Genomic DNA, 23,511 nt, shown 5'->3' with positions numbered 1-23,511 from the left:
CTCATTTTCTTCTCTTTCACTTCTCCTTGTGAGTAATATTTTTAAATACTGTTATTCACAAAGAGGTTTAGAGGCGCTGCGTTTTTAGAGTAAGTGATTGTATAAAAATAGTATTCAAATACGAGTAAGCACTGGTTTTTACCTTCTCATTTTCTTCTCTTTCACTTCTCCTTGTGAGTAATATTTTTAAGTACTGTTATTTACAAAGAGGTTTAGAGACGCTGCGCTTTTAGAGTAAGTGATTGTATAAAAATAGTATTCAAATACGAGTAAGCACTGGTTTTTACCTTCTCATTTTCTTCTCTTTCACTTCTCCTTGTGAGTAATATTTTTAAATACTGTTATTCACAAAGAGGTTTAGAGGCGCTGCGTTTTTAGAGTAAGTGATTGTATAAAAATAGTATTCAAATACGAGCAAGCACTGGTTTTTACCTTCTCATTTTCTTCTCTTTCACTTCTCCTTGTGAGTAATATTTTTAAGTACTGTTATTTACAAAGAGGTTTAGAGACGCTGCGGCTTTAACGTGAGCAAGCTCTAAACCCACAACACATCTACTTTTCTCCTGTGGCGATGGGTAATGAATCACTTGCACCCCACTCACTCCACGAACCATCATAAACGCTTAAATTACTGTAACCACATTCAGTAGCAAATAACGCTAAAACACAGGCTGTAATACCTGACCCACAGCTAAACTGTAACTGCCGCGCATCACCGATTACGTCACTAAATATCGCTTTAATTTCGGCAAGTGGTTTGACTTCACCTTTATTAAGTAAATCCATAAAAGGCAACGAGCGACTATTTGGGATATGCCCGCTACGCATGCCTTTTCGGGGTTCACTTTCTTCGCCTGTAAAACGCTTATAAGCACGTGCATCTAGCAATACAATGCTGGGCTCATCAATTGCGTCAACCACTTGTTGGCTATTGATAAAATACTCAGGATTATAGCTTGCCGTAAAATCACCTTTACCTAACGATTTACTATAACCTTGCTGTGTGGCGTAACCACTCTCTAACCACTTTTTAAGGCCACCACTGAGTACTTTTACGTTGTGATGCCCCATAGCTTTAAACATCCACCACGCCCTTGCTCCGCTAAATAAACCGCCATCTTCGTATACAACTATAAACGAATCGTTATTTACGCCTGCATTTTGCATAACATGAGTAAATTGCTGCTCGCTGCATACCGTACTTGGTAAGGGATTTGATCTATCGGCCAACTCATTTTTTATGTCAAAACGTTTAGCGTTGGGCAGCATTGCTTGTGGCGAATAAGTACCCAAAACACCTGGGCGCAGCATACCTGCATCAAATATCACTAATGCAGGATTATTAATTTGCTCGTGTAATTGCTGACAGCTAATTAGGTTTTTCACTACGATTCCTTATCACCATGATACTTAGCAAACTCGTCATTACCCGTAAAACGCGCTTCAATCGCTTTAATGTGTTTATCTTCAGTGTGTTTCCAAACGCCAGGAATACAATATACATGTTCAATAAAGCTAAAAAACTTATCCTTTAATAATGTATTTGGTTGCCAGCCCTGCATTACTTCGTTCAGATTTGCTGCAAGCTGCTCTGCAGTGCTCGCATGCTTTACCAAACCCTCAATGTTGTAACAGGCTTGTCCAAGAGTTAAAACTCGTTTATTTAGCAGTAATGCTTCTAAGCCGACCGTTGAATTAATCGTTAATACGGCTTCTGCGCACTTAATCAAATCACTCGTTTGATTTCCATTTGCAAAAATTGCAATCGGATCTTTTTCATAAAGATGAGCGTAATGTTTATGCCACGACGGATGCTCTTTAAAAACCACTTTTAAACTTGGATCATTTAAGCTTTTGACGGCTTTAATCACCTCGTCGTAAAACATGTCCATAGAGTTTATCCACGGAGAAAAGCTAGCTAATTGAGTATCGTGAGGTACTTGAAAAGGCGCAAATATATAGCGTTGTGGCACATCGGCGCACTCAAATTCACAGCGCTTTTTATGATCAGCTCTTGGAATTAAATCCGGCGCAGAAAAGTTTAACTTATTTTGTGGGTCAAAATTTAGGTAAAAAGAAGGGTCACGGCTTAACGACGCATTATAGTTAATACCATTAGGGTCTAAACTGCTTGTACCGGGTAGTAAACCATTTTCATAATAAAACTGCTTTACACCTAATGCTTTTGCAGCCATAGCAACGGTTGTATTTGGAAGTTTATTGCCGTTCCAAATGACAATGTATTCAGGATTAGTCTCGGTTAATAAGGCTAAATACTTGGCGTATCGTAATCGTTCAAATAAAACTAAACCAGCACTATAAACCGCAGTAACGATAGAATTATTCCAAGTTGTATTACGTGCTCTTTTACGTTTTAGTTGAGAGTTGACTACACCAGTAAAATTAACTTGGAACGCATCTTTTAAATATTTCACAGCAGAAAGTTTAGGCGCTCCCATGATGTGTAATTGGCAATTCATCGACAATTTTTTGATTATTTTTTTATAGTATTTTGCGTGTACATTTTTGCGAGAAATAAATAGATAAGCCATACAAGCTATATTTGCCAATTGTTGTTTTTATGAAATAATTCTATGTGGACAATGCAATCAAAGCAAGGTTCCCTTTACTTAATAATTACTTTGAAAGCTTTATAGTTACATTTTTATAATTTCATCACGAAGTGGCGCCATTCTAGAAAGAATATCGTTTTGTAAGCTATGGCTAACATCTTGCTCATTCATTGCATTTATAAGCAAATCAACAACATGATTAAAATCTTTCTCTGTAATATGCATACCAGTATGAATTGCCACCATAGAGTCACCATCGTATGTACACGGGCCCTCTACTAACATGCACATATGATTAATAAATCCTTGGCGGAAATGCGCTATATTACTGTGTTCAAAGTAATGAATTATCTGCTCGTCATTGCCTATTTGATAGATAAAGCTATCAACAATTCTGCCTATCCCAGCTTTACCATCCAGCTTTTGATAAAGTGAGAGCTTAGTAGAATTTGCACACCCACTAAGCAACCCTAAACAAATCAAAAAAATACCAACGCTTTTCATTACCAATACCCTGTAACCGATAAATACCAACCTGTTTGATCGTCAGCTTCTGCAATGCTTCCTAAATCAAGGTAAGCCGCAGTCACACTCACATGCTTGTTAGGCATCCACGCTACAAATAAGTCTTTACAATCTTGTTCGCCTAAGTTTAAGTTATTTGATTTTTGACGATACTCAACACCTACGGCTATTTCGCGACTAAAAAATATAGCTGTGCTGCCTTCAAATAATACTTTTCCGCTAGTATTTTCTCCACCGTAACCAAGTAAACCAAGTTGATTAGCTTCACTGTATCTTGTAGTTACGTTCCAAAACCAGTTATAGCCAGCAATAGCCCCTAAATGTAATTTACTAGCAGCGAGGTAGTAGTCAGTACCGCTAGTCTCTTCTGCGCCTACAAGTGTTGCAATACTGCCATCACCCAGTGATTTATGCTGAATCCCTAAGCTAAGCTGTGGCCAATCACTGTAAACAATATCGCCGTACAAACGTATTTTAGCACCTGTAATTGATTGCTCTATTTCAGCATCAAGTGCTGGTACATCAAAGCGCTGTTGGGCATAACTAAGCTCAACACGATTAAATAAATTAAGTTGTGCACCACATACGTCAAGTGTGTAGTCGGTTACATCTGCGCGACTACAAAAGCCATTTACCGAAAATTCATCATCACTTGCGTACCCAGCAAGTTGTGCCCACGGTACAATCCCCCCGCCGCCACTGCCTTCAATTTGAGAAACTCCCGGCGTAGCTAGCAGTTTTCCATTGCTTGCAATGCTCGGCACACTAACTATTAAAAACAAACTTGCTAATAAGTATTTAATTTTTTGCATAGTATTCCTCCAGCCATTCTTCTAATAGTTCTGCTTTTAAAGGCCTACTTAAGTAATAGCCTTGTGCATGGTCGCACTGCATGCCTCTAAGTAAATTTAATGAGCCAAGCGTTTCAACCCCTTCAGCTACAACCGAGAAACCTAGCTGATGTCCCAACGTAATTGATGATTGCACTATAAATTGATCTTTTTGCGATTCATCAAGTTTTAGGATAAAGCACTTATCTAGCTTAAGCTCATCAATAGGCAGCATTTTTAATCTACCAAGTGATGTTTGCCCTACACCATAATCATCTAATGATATTTTAACGCCAATTGCCTTTAGGTTTTCGAGCGCTTTAATACCTTTTTCTTCGTTTTCGATCATATCGCGCTCAGTAAGCTCAATAGTGATCAGCTTAGAATCTAATTTGTACTTTTTAAGCGTGCGAACTAATGCAGCGTGAAAGCCCGGAAATGCTATATCTTGCGCAGATACATTTATTGCAGCCTGTAAGTTTATATTTTTAGACTGCCAATCAGCTACTTGTGCTACAACCGTATTAACAACCCACCCAGTAAGCTCAACAATAAGCCCCGACTGCTCGGCTAAGTCAATAAACAGTTCAGGATTAACCCAGCTACCATCTTTTCGCTGCCAGCGAATAAGCGACTCAACTTTATCTATTTTTTGCGATTTCAAATGTAATTTTGGCTGATAAGTCATAAACAATTGACCATCGTCATCACTAATAGCCTGCTTTAGTTCATCAAGCATTATTAAGCGCTCTAAGTGCGCTTCGTCTTCGCCATTTTGATAGTAATGTATGCTCTCTTGTGTGTTTGCAGCACTTTCAACTGCAATTAGCACACGGCGCATTAAGTCATCACTTGCAATACCTTGTGAAGGATACTGCACAATGCCTGCACTAAAGCGTAAGTTAATTTTTAGTTTTTGAATGGTGTAGCACGCTTGTAATTGTGCCATTAAGCCAACAATACCGCTTTTGTGTTCACGCGCTGCCGCAGTCGGAAACACAGTTAAAAACTCATCGCCGCCAATACGGGCATGAAAGCCCCCTAACTCATCCGAAAACTCACTTATTCTGCAAGCAACGGCCTTTAGGCAGTCATCACCAATGCGCGGACCGAGCTTATCGTTTATATGGCGAAGACCTTTTATGTCTATTGCAACGAGCGTGTACTCGGCTGATGAATCTAACTCATCATCAAGCACCTCAAGCATTGCTGAGCGGTTATAAAAGCCTGTTAGGGAGTCGTGACGGGCTTGAAAGCTAATTTGTTGCTCGCGCTGATTAATATCATTACCCATGCTATCAAACGCTGCGACTAGCGTGTCTATTTCGGTACTTTGCCTTTGGCCTTTAAATTCAAAAGCATAATTCCCTTGTGCAAATTGCCTTGCTATTACAGCTAGTTGAGTAAGTGGCGTAGTTAAATTATTTGCAAATATGCTGCTTGTAATAACACCTACAAACATAGTTAAAATAGCTAAAATAATAAGTGTAAAAAGCAGTTTTTCGAAATCACTATAACTTTGTGTTAAATCGGCACTCAGCAAAATAATTATGGGATGGGTCAACAACGATGGTAAATCTATTTCTCGGTTACGAAACACTAAATACTCACCAAAAAACCGCGATGTGGTTACGGTACTAAAATAGCTAACAGGTTCAAATTGCTCAGGGCGATTAGCTAATGAGCTAATAACAATATCGTCAGCACTGCCTATAAAACTTACATCCATGCCTGTTAAGCTTTTTAGTTCATGGGCTACATTGTCGTCAATTTTAAAGCCCACCAAACTATAGGCTACTGTACGTGGCGCTTTTACAGGTAATAAAATAATTTGATACAGCTCGTTATTAAGCACCACAAAACTAGACTCTTCTGGCGCACTTAAAAGCTCTTCCATCAAGGGCTTTAAGTTGTGTGCAAAAACGTCTTCGTCAGTATTGGCGGAAATTAGCTTACCCGATAAATCAAGTAACAACATTAATTCGGCATCAATACGCTGACTGTGATTAAACAACACGCTGCTGATTGTACCTGCATCTCGCGTTGCTACAGCTTGCTTAAAACCAAAATCGGAGGTGAGTACTTTTGCAGCGGTTAACAGTAGGCTTTCTTTTGACTTTAAATATTGCTTATAAACATTTTGCGCTACGGTAATATCTTGATTTACTTTTTCTTCTTGAAATTTACTCGTAGACCACCAAAAACTAAACAAGCTGACCATAGTGGTTAATAACACTAAGCCAACACATAAAATGGTTATGCGATTTCGTAAACTATTAGTCATTACCAGCCTTAAACTTACTACCAAAGGTATTTCTGGGTGCTGGAGTTGATGTGTTTACTGTTATCTGTAACTGTTTTTGAGAATTAATTGTTATCATTTTTTTATTCTCCAATGGTGCTGTTTGTAATGGATGCCACACACTCACTTGTGCAGGCAGTGTATTAATAGGCAAATTTACATAGCCTTTTTTATCTGTTTTATATACGAATTCGCTGTTAGCTACATAAATATAGCCAACCATAGAGTCATGTATATTACACCCCAAAACAACAACCCCTTGTTGCTCAAACGTAATGGGCTCTTTTGGTTGGCCTGAATATAATCTTAGTTGAAAAGGCTTAGCTTGTGAAAAAGAATAAACATGATGGCGAATATTATCGCTGTTAGGAAAGTTAACTTTTTGACCCTGTTGTACAACTAATAATTCGGGTAAAAACTGCTTATGGACTTGATCCATTATAGCAATGGGCAAATTTGATGGTGTGGCTTGTTTACCAGCAATATTAAGCTCAACCACAGCACCTGATAACTTTTGGCCGTGTTGATCTTCTATTACTAATTCAATATTCGCACTTAAAGCAAACTGACTAAAAAACAAACCTATAGCTAAAAAGTAATGACTTTTAGCAAACTTTTGCAATGCCCGTTCAAACATAACAATACCTAAACATTAATGTTAGGTTAAGTTAATTAGAGACGAGCACTAATTGCAAGAATTATAGCCCAGTAACTAAAAATAAAGATTTATTTACTGGCTTTATTAGCACTTAAGTGCTGTTATTTAACAATTAATCCGTAATCGTTATCTAAAATAGTAATAACTTCTTGGCGAGGTTCTTCAGGGATCACGATATCTCTGCCAACAATTTTACTCGCTATGCCAACATAGGTATTTGACACTTCAAGCATTACTGATTCTGGTAAAATATAATCTTTAGCTAACTGCTCACGCTCACTCATGCGATCTTTATTTAATAATACGTCGCTCTCTGGCACGTTATTAATCAGTAATTGACGAAAGCCTTCTTTAGAATTTTCAACAATTTTACCGTCTTTGTAAGCGGCTTCATCCCAAATACGTGACGAATCAGGCGTGCCTACTTCATCAATATATATAAGCTGTTGCGCGCCATTTAAATCCTCTACATAACCAAACTCAAATTTAGTATCTACAAAAATTTGGTCAAGCTTCGCTAGTTCATCACTAATTAATTTAAAACCTTCAACTAACAGTTTTTCGTATTTGGTTACATCATCTGCCGATTTAAAGTTAAATACATCTAAGTTATTAGTAATATTAGCGCGAGTAATATTTACATCATCAACAGGCGGAATATCAGCAACGCCTTCAATAATACCTTTTGTTGACGGCGTAATTAAAACGTTATCAAGCTTTTGGTTCGCTTTTAAACCCTCTGGTAATTCAATACCACAAAAGTTACGTATGCCTTTAGCGTAATCGCGCCACATGCTACCCGTAATATATTGGCGAGCAATTGCCTCTACCTTCACTGTACTGGCTTTACGTACAATCCACACATACGGATGCGGAATATCTACAATATGATTGCCCGCAAGACCCGCTTTATCAAATAACTTAAACCAATGGGCTGCCACTGAGTTTAGCGCTATACCTTTACCTGGTACGCCATTTAAACCGTTTTCGCCCTGCCAAATGCAATCAAATGCAGAAATTCGGTCTGAAATAACCATAATCGCAAGCTCAGTACCTGTCGGTACTTGGTAGCTTTTGTCTTTGATTAATCGAGCGCTGTCTTCATCAGTTAACCAATAAACTGAACGAACTTTACCGCTGTGTACTTCACCTTTGGTACGAATGGGTAAATCATCGTTTACGTCTAAAACTTTATAGCTAGTCATGCTATCTCCGGGGTTAGGGATGCTCTTTGAGCAAAGTATGGTATGGGGTTATATGGGCTGTATAATAATCTAGCCAACCTCAAAGCTCAATCGGATGCTTAAAACAAATAAAGGCATATATTTATAAGCGAGTCGCAATGGGGTAAACTTAATGTGCTAACCAGCCTGAGGAGATAGCTTGAACTACTTAACTGCCACTAAAAATAAAAAATACTTAATGTATATTTCTCAGAATTATTCATACGCTATCTTGAGACCTTTGCAGGCGCAAATATTGACACATGGTGGTGAAGTACGCTGGTTTTTAGCGGGTAGCGAAGTAAACCCCGATTTTTTAACCACAGACGAGCCACGTTTACATACCATAAAAGATGTTAAAAGCTGGGCTCCAAACATTACATTTATACCGGGAAATATAGTACCTAGTTTTATTCCGGGTAAAAAAGTAGCTGTATTTCATGGTTTTAATTCTGAAAAGCGCAGCTCTGAAGGTAATCGTGGTCATTTTACTATTCGTGGTTGTTACGATTTATATTGTACGCAAGGCCCAAATACAACAACCCGATTTAAAGAGCTAGCTAAGCAGCATGGTTTCTTTAAAGTAACTGAAACTGGCTGGCCAACACTCGATCCACTTTTTAGTAACACTTCAAATAATCCTTATGTAAGCGACGACCCTCGCCCTACTTTACTTATATGCTCTACTTTCTCACGAAAGCTATCACTTGCTCCTAAATTATATGAGCAAATAAAACATTTTAGTGAGCAAGGTAAGTGGCGTATTTTGATGCAGTTTCATCCTAAAATGCCTGCCGAATGGGTTAATAAATATAAAGCGCTGAGTAACGAAAATCTAACATTTATTGAAACCGATAACGTTTTGCCGTTACTGCAAGCTGCTGATGTTATGCTTTGCGATACATCGTCAGTTCTTTTAATGTTTTTACTACTACGTAAACCGGTAGTCACGTTTTGTAATCAAAAACCACTTCCTCATTTACTTGATATTACCGACGCAGATGAAGTAGAAGCAGCTATTGAACACGTGCTTACTAAACCTAGTGATTTAATGCAAAATATTGAAAGCTATTGCCAGGAACTTCATCCGTATACCGATGGCCAATCTAGCCAACGCGTATTAAATGCAGCTAATGAATTTTTACAAAGTAACGAAAAACTAAAACCCAAGCCATTAAATATAATAAGACAGCTAAAAATGCGTAAAGATCTAAACTACTGGGGTTGGTAATCGGATAATGATAAACCTGAAAAACGTAACTTTTAAGTGGCATAAAAGCGATAGCTCACCCACGCTCAACATAAAAGAGTTAGTTATAGAAAAAGGTGAGCATATTTTTTTACACGGTCCTAGTGGCTCAGGTAAATCGACCTTATTAGCGATTCTTGCTGGCATTAATACAGCCACCAGCGGTGAGGTATCAATTTTAGACCAAAACCTAACTACATTAAGCAATACCACCCGTGATGTTTTTAGAGCGGATCACATTGGCTACATTTTTCAAAACTTTAACCTGCTTCCTTATTTAACTCCTATTGAAAATATAACGCTTGGGTGTGAGTTTTCAAAAAGCCGAAAACAAAAAATATTAAAGAAATCATCAAATAAAAACTCTGCCTTACAAAAAGAAGCGATACGGTTATTAAATGCTTTAGGCCTTACTGCCCAGTATCACCATAAAGATGTAGCGACACTGAGTATTGGACAGCAACAGCGCGTTGCTGCCGCTCGCGCATTTATAGGCAGCCCTGAACTAATAATTGCCGATGAGCCCACATCTGCACTCGATACAAATAACCGTGAGAGCTTTATAAAGCTACTGTTTGAACAAGCAAAGTTATCTAATAGTACGTTGGTATTTGTGAGCCACGATGAAACACTAAAGCCTTTATTTAACCGCTCCATTGATCTTATAAATTTGCAGGAGCAGGTATGATTCTCGCTAAACTTGCTTACAAAAGCTTATTAAATCGCCGCGCAAGTGTACTGCTTACATTATTTACTATCGCAATTAGTGTAATGCTACTTTTGAGTATTGAACGTGTACGAATTGATGCTAAAAGTAGTTTTAGTAATACTATTTCGGGCACTGATTTAATTGTTGGTGCGCGTACCGGCGATATACAGTTGCTGCTTTCGTCAGTATTTAGAATTGGCCATACTAATAACGGCGTAAGTTGGAAAAGTTATCAATACATAACAAGTCAGCGAGGCGTAAAATGGAGCATACCTATAAGCCTAGGCGACAGCCATAAAGGCCAAGCGGTACTAGGCACAACACTTGATTACTTTAGCCATTATCGCTTTGCAAAAAAACAAAATTTAACCTTTAACAAAGGCCACCCTTTTGCCGTAATTAACGAAGTGGTGCTAGGTAGCGAAGTTGCAAATAAACTAGGCTACAAACTTAACGACTCTATTGTTATATCGCACGGCATGGGGAACACCAGTTTTCATCATCATGACGATAACCCATTTAAAGTCGTCGGCATTTTAAACCCAACAGGCACGCCAGTTGATAAAACGCTGCACATTCCTTTGGCTGCAATCGATTTAATTCACGGCGGTAAAGCGAGCCATGAGCATGAGCATGAGCATGACGAACATAACAACCTAGTCGGTCACCCTAAGCAAATTACAGCATTTTTAATGGGATTTAATTCGCCTTTGTACACATTACAAATTAGGCGCAATATAAATCAATATAAGCCAGAAGCCCTGCTTGGCATTATGCCAACCGTAACACTTAAAGAGTTATGGGAAATGCTCGCCATAGTAGAAAAAATACTATTACTATTCTCAGCTGTTGTCGTGTTAGTTAGCTTACTTGGTATGTTAACGACATTGCTTGCAAATCTGAGCCAGCGACGTCGCGAACTTGCTATATTGCGCTCAGTAGGCGCTCGCCCTTGGCATTTATTTACACTTATAAGTATTGAGTCATTACTGACAACTTTACTTGGTTGCCTAGTGGGTAGTGCGCTTTACTATTTAGTTATTTTTTCAGCCAGCGGTTACTTACAAAGCCATGCCGGTATAAGCGTAAATATCACAATGCTCTCTTACTATGAACTGGGCTTAATCGGGGTTATTATGGCCGCAGGTTTTGTTATTGGCTTAATACCCGCTACTCGCGCTTATTTTTATTCACTCAGCGATGGCATGAGTATAAAAGCATAATTTTTAGGTATTTTATGACATTTTTTAAAACAGCTTTTCAATACATTGCTGCTATTAGCTTATTATTTATAAGCGTAGCGAGCTGTGCCAATCCACCAAAAGAAATTTTTTGGGAAGACTTAATTCCCAAAGGTCATATGCAAATAGACACTCAAGCACAAGCTAATCACGAAGGCAGCGATCAAAACTGGGTGCAACCCGATTTAGATGCTCCAGTGGTAAAAGCGCTTGATGGTCAATCGGTAAGTTTGCCAGGTTTTGTTGTGCCACTTGAGGGCGATAGCGAAGTCATTACTGAGTTTTTACTCGTGCCTTATTTTGGCGCCTGTATACACGTACCACCACCACCGCCAAATCAAATAGTCCATGTAACGATTAAAGGTGGTGTGCCTATAGATAGTCTGTACGACGCAATCGTTGTAACCGGAATAATAAGCACAGAAACATGGTCGGGCGAAATCGCGCAGGTAGGATATAAAATGAAGGCAGTCGGTGTAGCACCGTTTGAGCTTTAAAATAAAGGGCCCGCTTTTAAAGCTGGCCCTTAAATCTCATTAAATTTAGAGTCATTAAAATTCAAATAACTACTTTTGGCAATTTGAGCAAAAAATAGTACTGCGTTGCCCTAATCTAATTTCTTCTAATTCGTTTTCGCACGTCATACATGGCTTACCTTTGCGCCCATATACTAATAACTCTTGGGCAAAATACCCAGGCTTACCATCACTTTGTGCAAAGTCTTTAAGCGTTGTACCACCTTGTGTAATAGCCGCCGCAAGCGTGTCTTTTATAATAGGGATAAGTGCTTGATAACGTTTGAGCGATACTTTTCCCGCTTCTCGCTTTGGATGTATACCCGCTTTGAATAACGATTCATTCGCGTAAATATTACCAACACCAACCACCACTGCGTTATCCATAATAAATTGCTTTACGGGTACTTTTTTATTGCGCGATTGTTCGTACACGCGTTTAGCAAAAAAATCATCGGTAAGCGGCTCAGGACCAAGCTTAGAGAGTAGCTTATGCACTTCACCGGGCTCTTGCCATAAGCAACAACCAAAACGACGAGGATCGTTTAAGCGCAGCGCTTTACCGTTGCCAAAAATAAACTCTACATGGTCATGCTTTTTAAGCGGCTCACTTTTATCTACTACACGCAAATTACCTGACATACCCAAATGTAAAATAGTGCTCCCAAGCTCACAATGTAAAAGTAAATATTTAGCTCGTCGTTCAATACTAGTAACAATTAGCCCTTCAAGTTGATACACATCATCGGGCACTGGCCAGCGCATACTGGCATTGTAAATATTTACCTTTGTGACAACTTGGTTTTGTACGTGGGGAGTGATACCCATTCGGCTCACTTCTACCTCTGGTAATTCAGGCATTAATTAGACTCACTTTGTGAAAAATCAAAACTAGGGAATAACTGCTGAGCAGTTTTTAAATCGAGTGCGAGTATTCGCTGGCTTCTCTTTTCGAGTAAATAATATTGTCCATCGCCTTTGTAGAGCAAATAAACCCACGGCATACTTTCGCCAGCTAACTCAAATGTAGCAACGTATAAAGGTGCATTAGGATTAAAAACAACAGACTCATTAACCCCCATTAACGCCGCGCTTTGCCATTGGTTAACTAAATCACTAAGCTGCTGCTCAGACGCTTTCCACACGAGCGGTATATCTTTTTGTAGTGGTGTTGTACGCCAACTTGTTCCTATGCGCTCAATTTTTTGATCAACAAATTGCAGTGTGAGTACAAAACTTTGCTGGGGGAGTACAGCTTGTAACGCTGGTTTATCCTCCCCTCCTAAAAATTGCTTATGCCAGCCATTTAAAAAGAAGATCATAATCAACATCGAAAATATTATAACGTTGTTCCAACCTTTACGGCCCAGTCGCATATAAATACACCTAATAAATTCAAGATTTTAAAGTGTAACTAAAACTTAATTGCGCTGTCTATATGTTAAAGGCCGCAGACTTTGTTAGAATATCGGCAAATTTAAAGGAGTTCCGTCAATGTCTATGTATGTAGTGGGCCATAAAATCCCAGATTCAGATTCTATTTGTGGTGCAATTGCACTGGCTTATTTAAAAAACCAAATTGATGAGCCAGCAATTCCAACTCGTCTTGGTGAAGTTTCACCTGAAACTCAATTTATCCTTGATAGATTTGGTTTTGAAGCACCAGAGCTTAAGTTAAGCTACGCTGGTGAAGATGTGTATATTGTAGATCACACAGAAAAAACACAAGCACCTGATGATATCGACCAAGCTCGCGTTGTTGGTGTGGTAGATCACCATAAATTAGGTGACTTAACATCATCGACTCCGCTTGAATGTTGGATTCGTCCTGTTGGTTGTTCAAACACCATTATTAAAATGATGTATGACTTCTACAACGTAGAAATCCCTAAAGACATCGCTGGTATCATGATGTGTGCAATTTTAAGCGACACAGTTGTATTTAAATCGCCAACATGTACCACAGCCGATATTAAATGTGTTGAAGCGCTAGCTGAAATTGCAGGCATCGAAGACTTTAAAGAACTTGGTATGGATATGTTCCGCGTTAAATCTGCGGTAGAAGACACACCAGCACGTGATTTAGTAATGCGTGACTTTAAAGATTTCAACATGAACGGTAACCTAGTAGGCATTGGCCAGCTAGAAGTAATCGACCTTGCTGTTTTTGACGATATTAAAGCAGACCTTGCAGCCGATATTGCTAAGCTAAAAGTTGAGGGCAACCGCCACTCTGTATTTTTACTGCTTACCGATATAATGAAAGAAGGCTCAGAAATGCTAATTGTATCTGACGATGCAAACTTAGTTGAGCAGGCTTACGGTGTAAAACCAGAGAATGATAAAGTATGGTTAGATGGTGTACTGAGCCGTAAAAAGCAAGTAGTACCACCACTACAAGATGCATTCACAAAAATCTAATGATACCAATTTTATTAAAAACATGATTATTTTATCGCATTAAATAAATCACTAATTTAATGCTATTGGTATAACGTTTTTTGATTTAAAAGCCTTGTTGGTTATGCCAACGAGGTTTTTTTATGTCAATTCGCTAATCATAGTTTAAAAACAAAAAACCCAGCCTAAGCTGGGTTTTTAAATTCTAAAAGAAGAACTAAAATTACTTAATTTTAGCTTCTTTAAAAAGAACATGTTTACGAATCTTTGGATCAAACTTTTTGATTTCCATCTTCTCAGGCATGTTACGTTTGTTTTTGTCAGTAGTGTAGAAAAAACCAGTACCGGCAGTTGAAACTAAACGGATTTTATCGCGCATGATTCAGATCCTTAAACTTTAACGCCGCGAGCACGGATTTCTGTAAGAACCGTGTCGATGCCTTTTTTATCGATAATACGCATACCTTTAGTAGTAGTGCGTAATGTTACAAAACGTTTTTCACTTTCAACCCAAAAACGGTGTGTTTGTAGGTTAGGTAGGAAACGACGTCTAGTCGCGTTTCTCGCGTGTGAACGGTGATTACCAACCGCTGGACGCTTACCTGTAACTTGACATACTTTAGACATGTCTATATATCTCCAATAACTTCGCTCGAGCTTAATTTAATCTAAGGCCGTGTATTTCCGCCCTAGAGATAAATCGAAGGGCGCTCTTTATACAGCTTTTACAGGCAAAGATCAAACACTGATCTATCCAATCAGCTCATATATGTAAATTTGATAGCGGCTAATTATAAAGATCGAATGCCCTTAGGGAAAGTAAAAACTGCATTTAAATTAAACTAATTTGCCAAAACACGTTAAACAGCTCATTTTTAACACACTTATGTGTCTAACAAAGCTAAATCAGGCCTCGCTCGGCAAACGAAACACAGGTTTCTCCACCAACAATGATGTGATCGAGCACACTTATGTCGACCAATTGCAGTGCTTGCTGCAATTTATTAGTAATAAGTTTGTCTGCTTGGCTCGGTTCTGCAATACCACTTGGGTGATTATGCGCAAAAATAACAGCGGCTGCATTATTTTTAAGGGCAGCCTTTACCACTTCACGCGGATAAACACTGGCAGAATTAATTGTGCCATAAAAAAGTATTTCGTCTTTTACTAATCTATTTTGGCTATCTAGGTATAACACCATAAATACTTCTTGTTGCAAGCCTCGCATTTGAATTGTTAGATAGTCATAAACTGAGTTAGGCGAATTAAACACTGCATCTCGTTGGCAACGCTCCTGCATATAACGTTGGCTTAGCTCTAATACAGCTTGTAGTTGCACATACTTAGCGGTCCCTAACCCCTTTTGAGAGCAAAACTCCTCAATACTGGCATTAAACAAATTATGTAGGGTTTTATTTTCATTTAATAGATGCTGAGCCAACTCAATTACATTCATTCCTGGTAACCCTGTTCGTAAAAATATGGCAAGGAGCTCAGCATCAGTAAGCGCTTTAGCTCCTTTGGAGATGAGTTTTTCACGAGGTCGAAGTGAGTTTGGAAGTGAAGTAAGTTGCATTGTTCATCCTTGAGAGGCGAAAGTGTCTTATAAATGTAATGCAAATTTAAAATTTAGCCTGTTATTTCGAATTAAAAAACTTCGCTGTACGGGTAAAGATTTGTTATTTTAAGCCCAATATTTAATAAAAACTGATGAACATTCATGACTAACTTAACAAACAAAAAAATTGTACTAGGTATTACCGGCGGTATTGCAGCTTATAAATGCGCAGAACTCGTTAGGCGATTAAAAGACGCTGGTTGTGAAGTAAAAGTAGTTATGACTGAATCAGCTAAACACTTTATTACACCACTGACCATGCAAGCCGTTAGTGGAGAAACAGTCTCTGACTCATTACTAGACCCTTCTGCTGAAGCTTCAATGGGGCATATTGAATTTGCAAAATGGGCTGACTTAATTTTAGTTGCCCCAGCTACCTGCAATATTATTGCTAAAATGGCAGCCGGCATTGCTGACGACCTACTAACAACGTTACTGCTAGCAACGCCTGCAAAAGTAGCTGTAGCACCAGCCATGAACCAGCAAATGTATGCACACGCAGCTACACAAGCAAATTTAGCCACATTAAAAGCACGTAACGTACTTATTTGGGGCCCAGGTAAAGGTGAACAAGCCTGTGGCGATATCGGCGCTGGGCGCATGTTAGAGCCACATGAGCTAGTTGCACTATGTACAGCAAAAGAGCAACCGCAATTACTTGCAGGAAAAACAATTACAATAACGGCAGGCCCAACGCGTGAGCCTCTCGATCCGGTACGTTTTATATCAAATCACAGTTCTGGAAAAATGGGTTATGCACTGGCAGAAGCCGCTTTGCAATTCGGTGCTAAAGTTAATTTAATTTCGGGCCCTGTCACTATACAAGCCCCTACTGGCGTAAACCTTATTAATATAGAAAGCGCTGAGGAGCTATTAACTGAGTCACTTACCTATGCATCACAATCTGATGCTTTTATAGGTTGCGCTGCTGTTGCGGATTATCGAGCTGCAAACATTGCGACTCAAAAAATGAAAAAGCAAGGCGACGAACTCACCCTTACTTTAACTAAAAACCCTGACGTAATTGCAGCTATTGCAAACCTTACACAAAACCGCCCCTATACGGTTGGATTTGCCGCCGAAACTCAAAATGTAGAAAGCTATGCTAAAGGTAAACTACAAAATAAAAATCTAGATATGATTTGCGCTAATGACGTATCAAAAAGTGGCTTAGGGTTTAATTCCGATCATAATGCTTTAACACTGTACTGGCACAATGAACAACTAGAATTACCAACAACAAGTAAAGTAGAAATAGCTCGCAAGGTGATCGAACAGCTGGCTAAACATCTATAAAAAGGCTGGAAACAAACTGAATAAAACATTAACATACGCCAATCATTTGAACAAAAAATGACTAGGGTTCTTAACTGCGCCACTAAGAATAACTAATAAAAAGGAATGTTCATGCCTGCGACAAAAAGAAGTAATCGCAAAGAGCAAATACTGCAAGCACTCGCACAAATGTTAGAAACTAATTTAGGACAACGCATCACCACAGCAAAACTAGCTGCTGAGGTGGGTGTGTCTGAAGCCGCGCTATACCGTCATTTTCCGAGCAAGGCGCGTATGTTTGAGGGCTTAATTGAGTTTATTGAAGATACCCTTTTATCTCGTATAAATATTATTATTGAAAACGAAAAAGAAAGCCAAACGCGCATTTATAACATTCTATTATTACTTCTAACCTTTGCTGAAAAAAACCCAGGTATTACTCGTATTTTAACGGGCGATGCTCTGCAAGGTGAGCAAGAACGTTTACGCGAACGTGTACAAACCTTGTTTGAAAAACTAGAAACTCAGTTTAAACAAGTGCTTCGTGAGCGCAAATTACGTGAAGGTAAAAACTTTCAAAGTGATGAGCTTACACTTGCAAACTTTTTACTTGCCTACGTTGAAGGCAAAATGAATCAGTTTGTACGTAGCGACTTTAAAGCAAAACCTAGTGTTCAATTTGAAAAACAATGGCTTGAGCTACAAAAAATTTGGCTGTAATGTTTGCTAAATTAATAAATTGAATACTAAAAAACGACCTGCGGGTCGTTTTGTCGTATGTAGCTGCCATTTATCTGATCCGCTCGAATTATGAACCAAACTCGTTACAATGAAACAATGTCATAATACGAGAATCAATAATGAAAACAAAACTCACCTTATTAAGCACGGCACTCGTTGCCAGCTTAACTAGCACCGGCATACACGCCAAAGAATCGCTACAATTTAAAGACGTATTTAGTTTTAAATCAGCTAAAAGCACACAACTATCTGACAATGGTCAAGTACTCACTTTTAGTGCAACGCCGTATCGTGGAAATGCAACTGGTCAAGTTTACTCACTACAAAGCAATACACTCATCGCAGAAGTAGAACGCGGCACTAAGCCTCATATTAATAAAGCCGCTAACTGGGTCGCCTTTACACAAGTACCTACCTTACTTGAAAAAGAAACAACCAAAAAAAAAGACACACTTAAAAACAATCTGGTACTCGTAAACACACAATCAGGTGCCCAACAAAGCTTTGCTAATGTAAAAGATTACACGTTATCTGATGACGGTATGTGGCTTGCTTATCGTTTAAATAAAAAAGACGATGACGCAAAAGTAGAAGATAAAACCGATAGCACTAAAAACGAAGAAGACAACGCTATCACGCCCGATAAAAAAGATAAGAGCTATGCGCTTGTTATCGTAAATTTATCTGATAAACGCACTCATACAATAGAAAACGTATTTAGCTACGCTATTAACTCAGCTAACAGCCAGCTATTAGTGAGTCAAAGTTACAGCGATGGTAATAACAACCAAATAGCGTTAATTGAGCTCAGTGACTTTAATAGCAGCGTATTAATTGATGAACCGGGCGTAATCGCAAATAAAATAGCGTGGCACCCCTCTGACAATATTGCAGCGTTTACATTGGGTAACTATGTAAATGATGACACGCGCCGCCGAAGCTACACTTTACAGCTATATAAAAACGAGAAGCTCTCAACTATAGATTCACCTAATAAAGCATGGACGTTAGGGAAAACAGCCACCCTTGAATGGTCAGAAAATGGCGAGCGCTTATATTTTGAAAACCATCCTAAATTAGCAGCTAAAGTAAAAACTAAAGAATATACCGACGAAGCCTCACTGTACGACTTTGATACCATACGTGAGCATAAAGGTCTTAATGTATGGCACAACAACGATGCGCAAATAAAACCACGTGAAGAGCAGCAATGGAACGAAGTTAATAAAAATCGCCATTACAGTGCGGTGTATCACGTTAACTCGCAAAAAGTTGCGCAACTTAGTACACCAAACATGCCTGAGGTTGCACTAAACCCTCAGCGAGATATATCTTTACTTGGCTCATCTAACATCCCCTACCTAAAAAAAATTATGTACGGCGGTTTTTTTGCTGATTACTTTGCAGTAAATATACACACCGGTAAACAAACTCCAATTATAAGTAACTACCCGTTTAGACCGAGCCTTGCCCCTAATGGTGAGTTTGCAGCTTATTTTAGCGATAGCCAAATACAGTTAAAAGATTTAAAAAATAATAAAGTAACACCGCTTACAAAAGCGATTCAGGCAACCTTTGCTGATGATAAACACGACTACCCATCTACTCAACCTGGTTATGGTTTTGCTGGTTGGATGACCGATAGCAGCCAAGTGCTTGCTTATAGTAAATACGACATTTGGGCGTTTGATGTAAAAACGCAGCAAGCTAAACGCCTAACTAATGGTAAGCAAAGCAATACGCAGTACCGTGTTATTAAGCTTGATAAAACCCAAGTGGGCTTTAAAAAAGGCGATACATTACTTGTCTCTGCTATTAACTTACAAACTAAACAAAGCGAAGTTGCAAAGCTCGACTTAACCACTAACACACTAACTAAGGTGCTTAGCGGTGATAAACGCTTTGATATGGTTAAAAAAGCCAAAAAGGCTGACAAGTACTTATTTACCTCGCAAACTTATAGCCAATTTCCTGATTACTACCAAACAGATTTTAGCTTTAGTTCACCAAAACAAGTGACCACGCTAAACCCACAAATTAGTAATTTTGCTTGGAGCGAAAAGCCAGAACTAATAAGCTATAAAGGCTTTGACGGTGAAGATTTACAAGGTGTATTAATAAAACCAGCGGGATATAAAAAAGGCGATAAAGTACCTGTGGTTGTGTATTTTTATCGTTACATGAGTCAACGCATGTTTGATTTTCCTAAAATGGAATTAAACCATCGCCCTAATTTCCCTATGTTTACCTCAAACGGTTATGCGGTATTTTTACCTGACATTCGTTTTGAAATAGGTCACCCGGGTAAATCGTCAACGCAAACCATGATCAACGCCACCCAAAAATTAATAGATTTAGGCATAGCCGACCCAGATAAAATAGGCTTACAAGGTCACTCTTGGGCAGGCTATCAAAGTGCGTTTATGATAACCCAAACAGATATGTTTAAAGCGGTTGTATCTGGCGCGCCAGTATCAAACATGACCAGTGCTTACAGTGGCGTACGTTTGAAATCAGGTCTTGCTCGTCAGTTTCAATACGAAACAGGACAAAGCCGTATAGGTAAAAACTTATTTGAAGCACCAGAGCTGTACATAGAAAACTCACCGGTGTTTTTTGCAGATAAAGTAAATACCCCTATTTTAATTATGTTTGGCGATAAAGACGATGCAGTGCCTTGGCACGAAGGCGTGCAGTACTACTTAGCGCTTCGTCGCGCAGGTAAAGATGCAACCTTTTTACAATACGAAGGTGAACCACACCACTTGAAAAAGTTTCCTAATCAGGTCGATTTTTCAGTACGTATGATGCAGTACTTTGATCATTACTTAAAAGGCAAACCTGCTGCTAAGTGGATGACACAAGGCGAAGCATTCGTTGAAGAGTAAATAACCCACACAAAAAAGCCGATATTGCATAAAACAATATCGGCTTTTTTGTTTTTAAAATTTGTATTTCTTATACCAATTCGCTTAATTAAATAAGCTATTTTGAGGCTGGAAAAACGTGTTGATAGCTAGGCAAAAAATTCGATATTTAGTTGTTCTCGGCAATTGCTCCTGCATTGCTCTACCTTCTGCATCCATGCAGTCGTAAATGAGAATTTTTTAACGCAGGTAACGACACGTTTAGCCCCGCAAAATGATTAAGTATTATTGCGGATTGGTATTAAGCTACAAACACAACTCTCTAAATGGTAATGTGGCTGCGCCAATTGATACCGGAAAATTATCAATATTAGATACCACCAGCTTTGGCATAGGGCGTTTAGCGCCACGTCTAAATTGTGCATAAACCTCAGTTCGTGCAATAACTTTTTCAGCCAACTCTTTTGGAATATGGCCACCAATAATAATCGCTTCAGCATCTAATAATGCAGAGCAACAGGTTGCCACTAAATCAAATGAGTCTTGAACTTTAAACAACCACTCTTCAACGCCAGGCCAATCGGGGTCAAAGTTGTCATGCAGGTCGTAAATAGAAGTAACCGCTACGCCATTTTTTTTCAAAATACGTTTTAGTAATTCAAGATTGGGGTGGGCATATAATTTAGGCGGTAGCATGTCGCCAAGCTCACCTGCGTTTCCGTATGTACCGCGCAGTACGTCGCCATTATTTACAATACCACCACCAAATGCGGCCGACACAAACATATAAACAAAGTTTTTATACTCGCGTCCAATACCAGCAACACCTTCACCTGCGGCTGCACCTGTAGCATCGTTAACAACCCAAGTAGGGAGTTGAAAATGCTGCGACACAATATCGATAATATCAACCTGCGACCACTCTTCTAGCATATGGTGGGTATTCATTTTCCCATCCATTGAGCTAAAAAAGCCAGAGATACCCACGCCCATTCCCAGTACTTTTTCACTTGGAATGTCACGCTCAGCGCTTATATCTTCTACCAGCTTTTGTGCACATTTAAGCACATTATTAATGCTCATATCCGACATTAGCTGCATATGGGTGTAAACCACCTTTCCCGTAAAATCCATTACAGCAAGCGAAATAGCATCAAGCAAAATAGCTAAGCCAAAGGTAAATCCGTAATCGGGATTAAGGGCAATGCCAAACCCAGGCTTACCTTTTTTATTAGGAATTAGCGTATCAGTTTGTACAATTACACCGTGTTGGGTTAACGACTTAAGTAAACGCGACACAGTTTGCTGTGGAATACGAGTTGCGCTCACAATATGACTTTGGGTTACGCACTTTTCCCAAAACACCACTTTTATAATATCGCGCTCAATATCTTGAAATAGCTTTTCGCCTTTTCCAAGCTCAAAACCAGAGCGTAATAAGTTACTGTTGTTTAACGAAAACATAGGTATTAACCCTAACAAAATTGGAGCACAAGATTACGTGAAACCATTATAAAGAACAAGTGGGCAAACTGCGCCTACTCAATCACTATCACTCTAAAATCATTCACATTTGTGTTAGTTGGCCCAGTAATAATTAAATCATCAATGGCTTTAAAAAACTGATGGCTATTATGACCTTCTAACTGTGCGTGTAAGTTTTCGCCAGCGTCTTGTGCGCGAGCAATTGTACTGCTATTTATATACGCACCCGCTACATCTTTACTACCATCTACACCATCGGTATCACAAGCAAGTGCGTAAATACCCGCTTCGCCATTAAGCGCCTCAGCCAACGCCATTAAGTATTCTTGATTCGGCCCGCCATCGCCATAAACATCAGCAACGGTTACGGTAAGCTCGCCACCAGAGAACAACATAGCGCGCTTGCCTTGGGCTTTTTGATCAAGAGCGATAGCCGCATGTTGCTTTGCAACCTCTTTAGCCTCGCCTTGAATATCATACCCTAGTACCTGGGTTTCCCAGCCTTGATGCTGTGCAACACCTATTGCGCTATCAATAGCATGCTGCGCATTTGCAACAATAAAGTACTCCCCCACGGTGTCAGCAACTCGTTCTTGCTCTGGTTTTAATAAATGCGCTTCAACCTCTGCTATTACCGGCCAATTGTACTTTTGTAAAATAGCCAGTGCATCGGCTTTAGTACTGCCATCGCTAATAGTAGGGCCCGATGCTATATCACTTGGTTTGTCCCCTACTACATCTGAAATAATGAGCGTAACATAATCCGACTTAGCGGCCTGCGCTAACTTACCGCCTTTAACAAGTGACAACTGCTTACGCACTACATTTATTTCATCAACGCTTGCACCACTTCTAAGTAAAAACTGATTAAGCTTTTGCTTTTGTGAAAAAGGCACATCATCAACAGGTAAGCACATCAACGACGAACCGCCCCCCGAAATAATGAACAAAATAGGAATATCAGCCGGATTATTTTTTACAAGCTCCAATAACTCTTTGCCAGCAGCTAAGCTGTTATCGTCTGGTGTTGGGTGGTTTGCACTAAGTACTTTAATTCGCCCAGTATCACCGCTACTTTCGTAGCCATAACGCGTTACCACTGCGCCAAAACATTTATCACCATAAAAGCGATTAACTTCGGCAGCCATTTCAGCGGCGGCTTTACCCGCCCCTACTACACACAAACCTTTGCTTGCATCTATATTTTCTAAATACTTACTCATGCAAGCACTTGGTTTACAGGCATTTACCGCAGTGGTAAATAAATCAATTAAAAACGACTTTTTAGAATCCATTAGTC

At 39.2% G+C, this 23,511-nt stretch carries 22 protein-coding genes; 8 read left to right on the top strand and 14 right to left on the bottom strand.

Going from position 1 to position 23,511, the window contains the following annotated elements; translation table 11 throughout:
- Positions 1-552: 552 nt before the first annotated feature.
- The 7 genes from H5118_RS05145 to H5118_RS05115 form a co-directional block, all read right to left on the bottom strand.
- On the bottom strand, positions 553-1,386 hold the full coding sequence (locus tag H5118_RS05145) for a sulfurtransferase (RefSeq protein ID WP_182748013.1): 834 nt from the start codon (positions 1,384-1,386) through the stop codon (positions 553-555).
- A complete protein-coding gene (locus H5118_RS05140) occupies positions 1,386-2,552 on the bottom strand; it encodes a capsular biosynthesis protein (protein ID WP_182748011.1) in 1,167 nt (388 codons plus the stop codon). Before H5118_RS05140 ends, H5118_RS05145 begins: the two co-directional genes overlap by 1 nt.
- A gap of 105 nt (positions 2,553-2,657) precedes the next feature.
- On the bottom strand, positions 2,658-3,077 hold the full coding sequence (locus H5118_RS05135; protein ID WP_024597015.1) for a group 1 truncated hemoglobin: 420 nt from the start codon (positions 3,075-3,077) through the stop codon (positions 2,658-2,660).
- A complete protein-coding gene (locus tag H5118_RS05130; protein ID WP_182748009.1) occupies positions 3,077-3,910 on the bottom strand; it encodes a DUF3034 family protein in 834 nt (277 codons plus the stop codon). Before H5118_RS05130 ends, H5118_RS05135 begins: the two co-directional genes overlap by 1 nt.
- A complete protein-coding gene (locus H5118_RS05125) occupies positions 3,897-6,212 on the bottom strand; it encodes an EAL domain-containing protein (protein ID WP_182748007.1) in 2,316 nt (771 codons plus the stop codon). Before H5118_RS05125 ends, H5118_RS05130 begins: the two co-directional genes overlap by 14 nt.
- Positions 6,205-6,867, bottom strand: coding sequence for a methylamine utilization protein (locus H5118_RS05120; RefSeq protein ID WP_004335512.1), 663 nt, complete (start codon positions 6,865-6,867; stop codon positions 6,205-6,207). The genes H5118_RS05125 and H5118_RS05120 overlap by 8 nt, the downstream gene beginning before the upstream one ends.
- A gap of 122 nt (positions 6,868-6,989) precedes the next feature.
- The gene (locus H5118_RS05115; RefSeq protein ID WP_182748006.1) at positions 6,990-8,093 is read right to left on the bottom strand and encodes a phosphoribosylaminoimidazolesuccinocarboxamide synthase; all 1,104 of its coding nucleotides are present in this window, start codon (positions 8,091-8,093) and stop codon (positions 6,990-6,992) included.
- 178 nt (positions 8,094-8,271) lie between these two features.
- Here H5118_RS05115 and H5118_RS05110 point away from each other — a divergent pair, with 178 nt between their 5' ends.
- The 4 genes from H5118_RS05110 to H5118_RS05095 are packed head-to-tail and all read left to right on the top strand — an operon-like array spanning position 8,272 to position 11,807.
- Positions 8,272-9,342: a CDP-glycerol glycerophosphotransferase family protein gene (locus H5118_RS05110; protein WP_182695555.1), complete on the top strand. Its 1,071-nt coding sequence runs from the start codon at positions 8,272-8,274 to the stop codon at positions 9,340-9,342.
- 7 nt (positions 9,343-9,349) lie between these two features.
- Entirely contained in the window at positions 9,350-10,048 is a 699-nt protein-coding gene (locus tag H5118_RS05105) for an ABC transporter ATP-binding protein (RefSeq protein WP_024597019.1), read from the top strand.
- Complete coding sequence (locus tag H5118_RS05100; RefSeq protein WP_182748004.1) at positions 10,045-11,292, top strand: ABC transporter permease; 1,248 nt, start codon at positions 10,045-10,047, stop codon at positions 11,290-11,292. The genes H5118_RS05105 and H5118_RS05100 overlap by 4 nt, the downstream gene beginning before the upstream one ends.
- 14 nt (positions 11,293-11,306) lie before the next feature.
- On the top strand, positions 11,307-11,807 hold the full coding sequence (locus H5118_RS05095) for a DUF3299 domain-containing protein (RefSeq protein WP_039488291.1): 501 nt from the start codon (positions 11,307-11,309) through the stop codon (positions 11,805-11,807).
- Positions 11,808-11,876: 69 nt separating this feature from the next.
- On the opposite strand, the gene mutM is transcribed toward H5118_RS05095, so the two are convergent.
- Together mutM and H5118_RS05085 are read right to left on the bottom strand one after the other, a co-directional pair.
- Positions 11,877-12,686 (bottom strand): bifunctional DNA-formamidopyrimidine glycosylase/DNA-(apurinic or apyrimidinic site) lyase, encoded by an 810-nt coding sequence (gene mutM / locus H5118_RS05090; RefSeq protein WP_004335526.1) that lies wholly within the window; start codon positions 12,684-12,686, stop codon positions 11,877-11,879.
- Complete coding sequence (locus H5118_RS05085; RefSeq protein ID WP_004335529.1) at positions 12,686-13,201, bottom strand: hypothetical protein; 516 nt, start codon at positions 13,199-13,201, stop codon at positions 12,686-12,688. The genes mutM and H5118_RS05085 overlap by 1 nt, the downstream gene beginning before the upstream one ends.
- A gap of 118 nt (positions 13,202-13,319) precedes the next feature.
- Between H5118_RS05085 and H5118_RS05080 the strand changes: the two genes are divergently transcribed.
- The gene (locus tag H5118_RS05080; protein ID WP_182748002.1) at positions 13,320-14,246 is read left to right on the top strand and encodes a manganese-dependent inorganic pyrophosphatase; all 927 of its coding nucleotides are present in this window, start codon (positions 13,320-13,322) and stop codon (positions 14,244-14,246) included.
- Between the two features lie 202 nt (positions 14,247-14,448).
- On the opposite strand, the gene rpmG is transcribed toward H5118_RS05080, so the two are convergent.
- The 3 genes from rpmG to radC form a co-directional block, all read right to left on the bottom strand.
- Positions 14,449-14,604 (bottom strand): 50S ribosomal protein L33, encoded by a 156-nt coding sequence (gene rpmG / locus H5118_RS05075; protein ID WP_004335545.1) that lies wholly within the window; start codon positions 14,602-14,604, stop codon positions 14,449-14,451.
- Between the two features lie 11 nt (positions 14,605-14,615).
- Positions 14,616-14,852, bottom strand: coding sequence for a 50S ribosomal protein L28 (gene rpmB, locus H5118_RS05070; protein ID WP_004335549.1), 237 nt, complete (start codon positions 14,850-14,852; stop codon positions 14,616-14,618).
- Between the two features lie 274 nt (positions 14,853-15,126).
- Positions 15,127-15,801 carry a RadC family protein gene (radC, locus tag H5118_RS05065; RefSeq protein ID WP_024590645.1) on the bottom strand — a complete coding sequence of 225 codons (675 nt, stop codon included), beginning with the start codon at positions 15,799-15,801 and terminating at the stop codon, positions 15,127-15,129.
- A 144-nt stretch (positions 15,802-15,945) separates the two neighbouring features.
- Here radC and coaBC point away from each other — a divergent pair, with 144 nt between their 5' ends.
- From coaBC to H5118_RS05050, 3 genes are all read left to right on the top strand, one after another.
- On the top strand, positions 15,946-17,139 hold the full coding sequence (coaBC, locus tag H5118_RS05060; protein ID WP_182724350.1) for a bifunctional phosphopantothenoylcysteine decarboxylase/phosphopantothenate--cysteine ligase CoaBC: 1,194 nt from the start codon (positions 15,946-15,948) through the stop codon (positions 17,137-17,139).
- 111 nt (positions 17,140-17,250) lie between these two features.
- Positions 17,251-17,838: a nucleoid occlusion factor SlmA gene (gene slmA / locus H5118_RS05055; RefSeq protein ID WP_004335558.1), complete on the top strand. Its 588-nt coding sequence runs from the start codon at positions 17,251-17,253 to the stop codon at positions 17,836-17,838.
- 140 nt (positions 17,839-17,978) lie between these two features.
- Positions 17,979-20,747 carry a prolyl oligopeptidase family serine peptidase gene (locus H5118_RS05050; protein ID WP_182748000.1) on the top strand — a complete coding sequence of 923 codons (2,769 nt, stop codon included), beginning with the start codon at positions 17,979-17,981 and terminating at the stop codon, positions 20,745-20,747.
- A 285-nt stretch (positions 20,748-21,032) separates the two neighbouring features.
- On the opposite strand, the gene H5118_RS05045 is transcribed toward H5118_RS05050, so the two are convergent.
- Entirely contained in the window at positions 21,033-22,190 is a 1,158-nt protein-coding gene (locus tag H5118_RS05045; RefSeq protein ID WP_002957728.1) for an ROK family transcriptional regulator, read from the bottom strand.
- 74 nt (positions 22,191-22,264) lie between these two features.
- On the bottom strand, positions 22,265-23,506 hold the full coding sequence (locus H5118_RS05040) for a glycerate kinase (protein ID WP_182747998.1): 1,242 nt from the start codon (positions 23,504-23,506) through the stop codon (positions 22,265-22,267).
- Positions 23,507-23,511 lie beyond the last annotated feature (5 nt).

Source organism: Pseudoalteromonas sp. SR41-1 (assembly GCF_014164015.1).
GTDB classification, from domain to species: Bacteria; Pseudomonadota; Gammaproteobacteria; order Enterobacterales; family Alteromonadaceae; genus Pseudoalteromonas; species Pseudoalteromonas distincta.
This window is presented reverse-complemented; position numbering and strand designations above follow the sequence as displayed.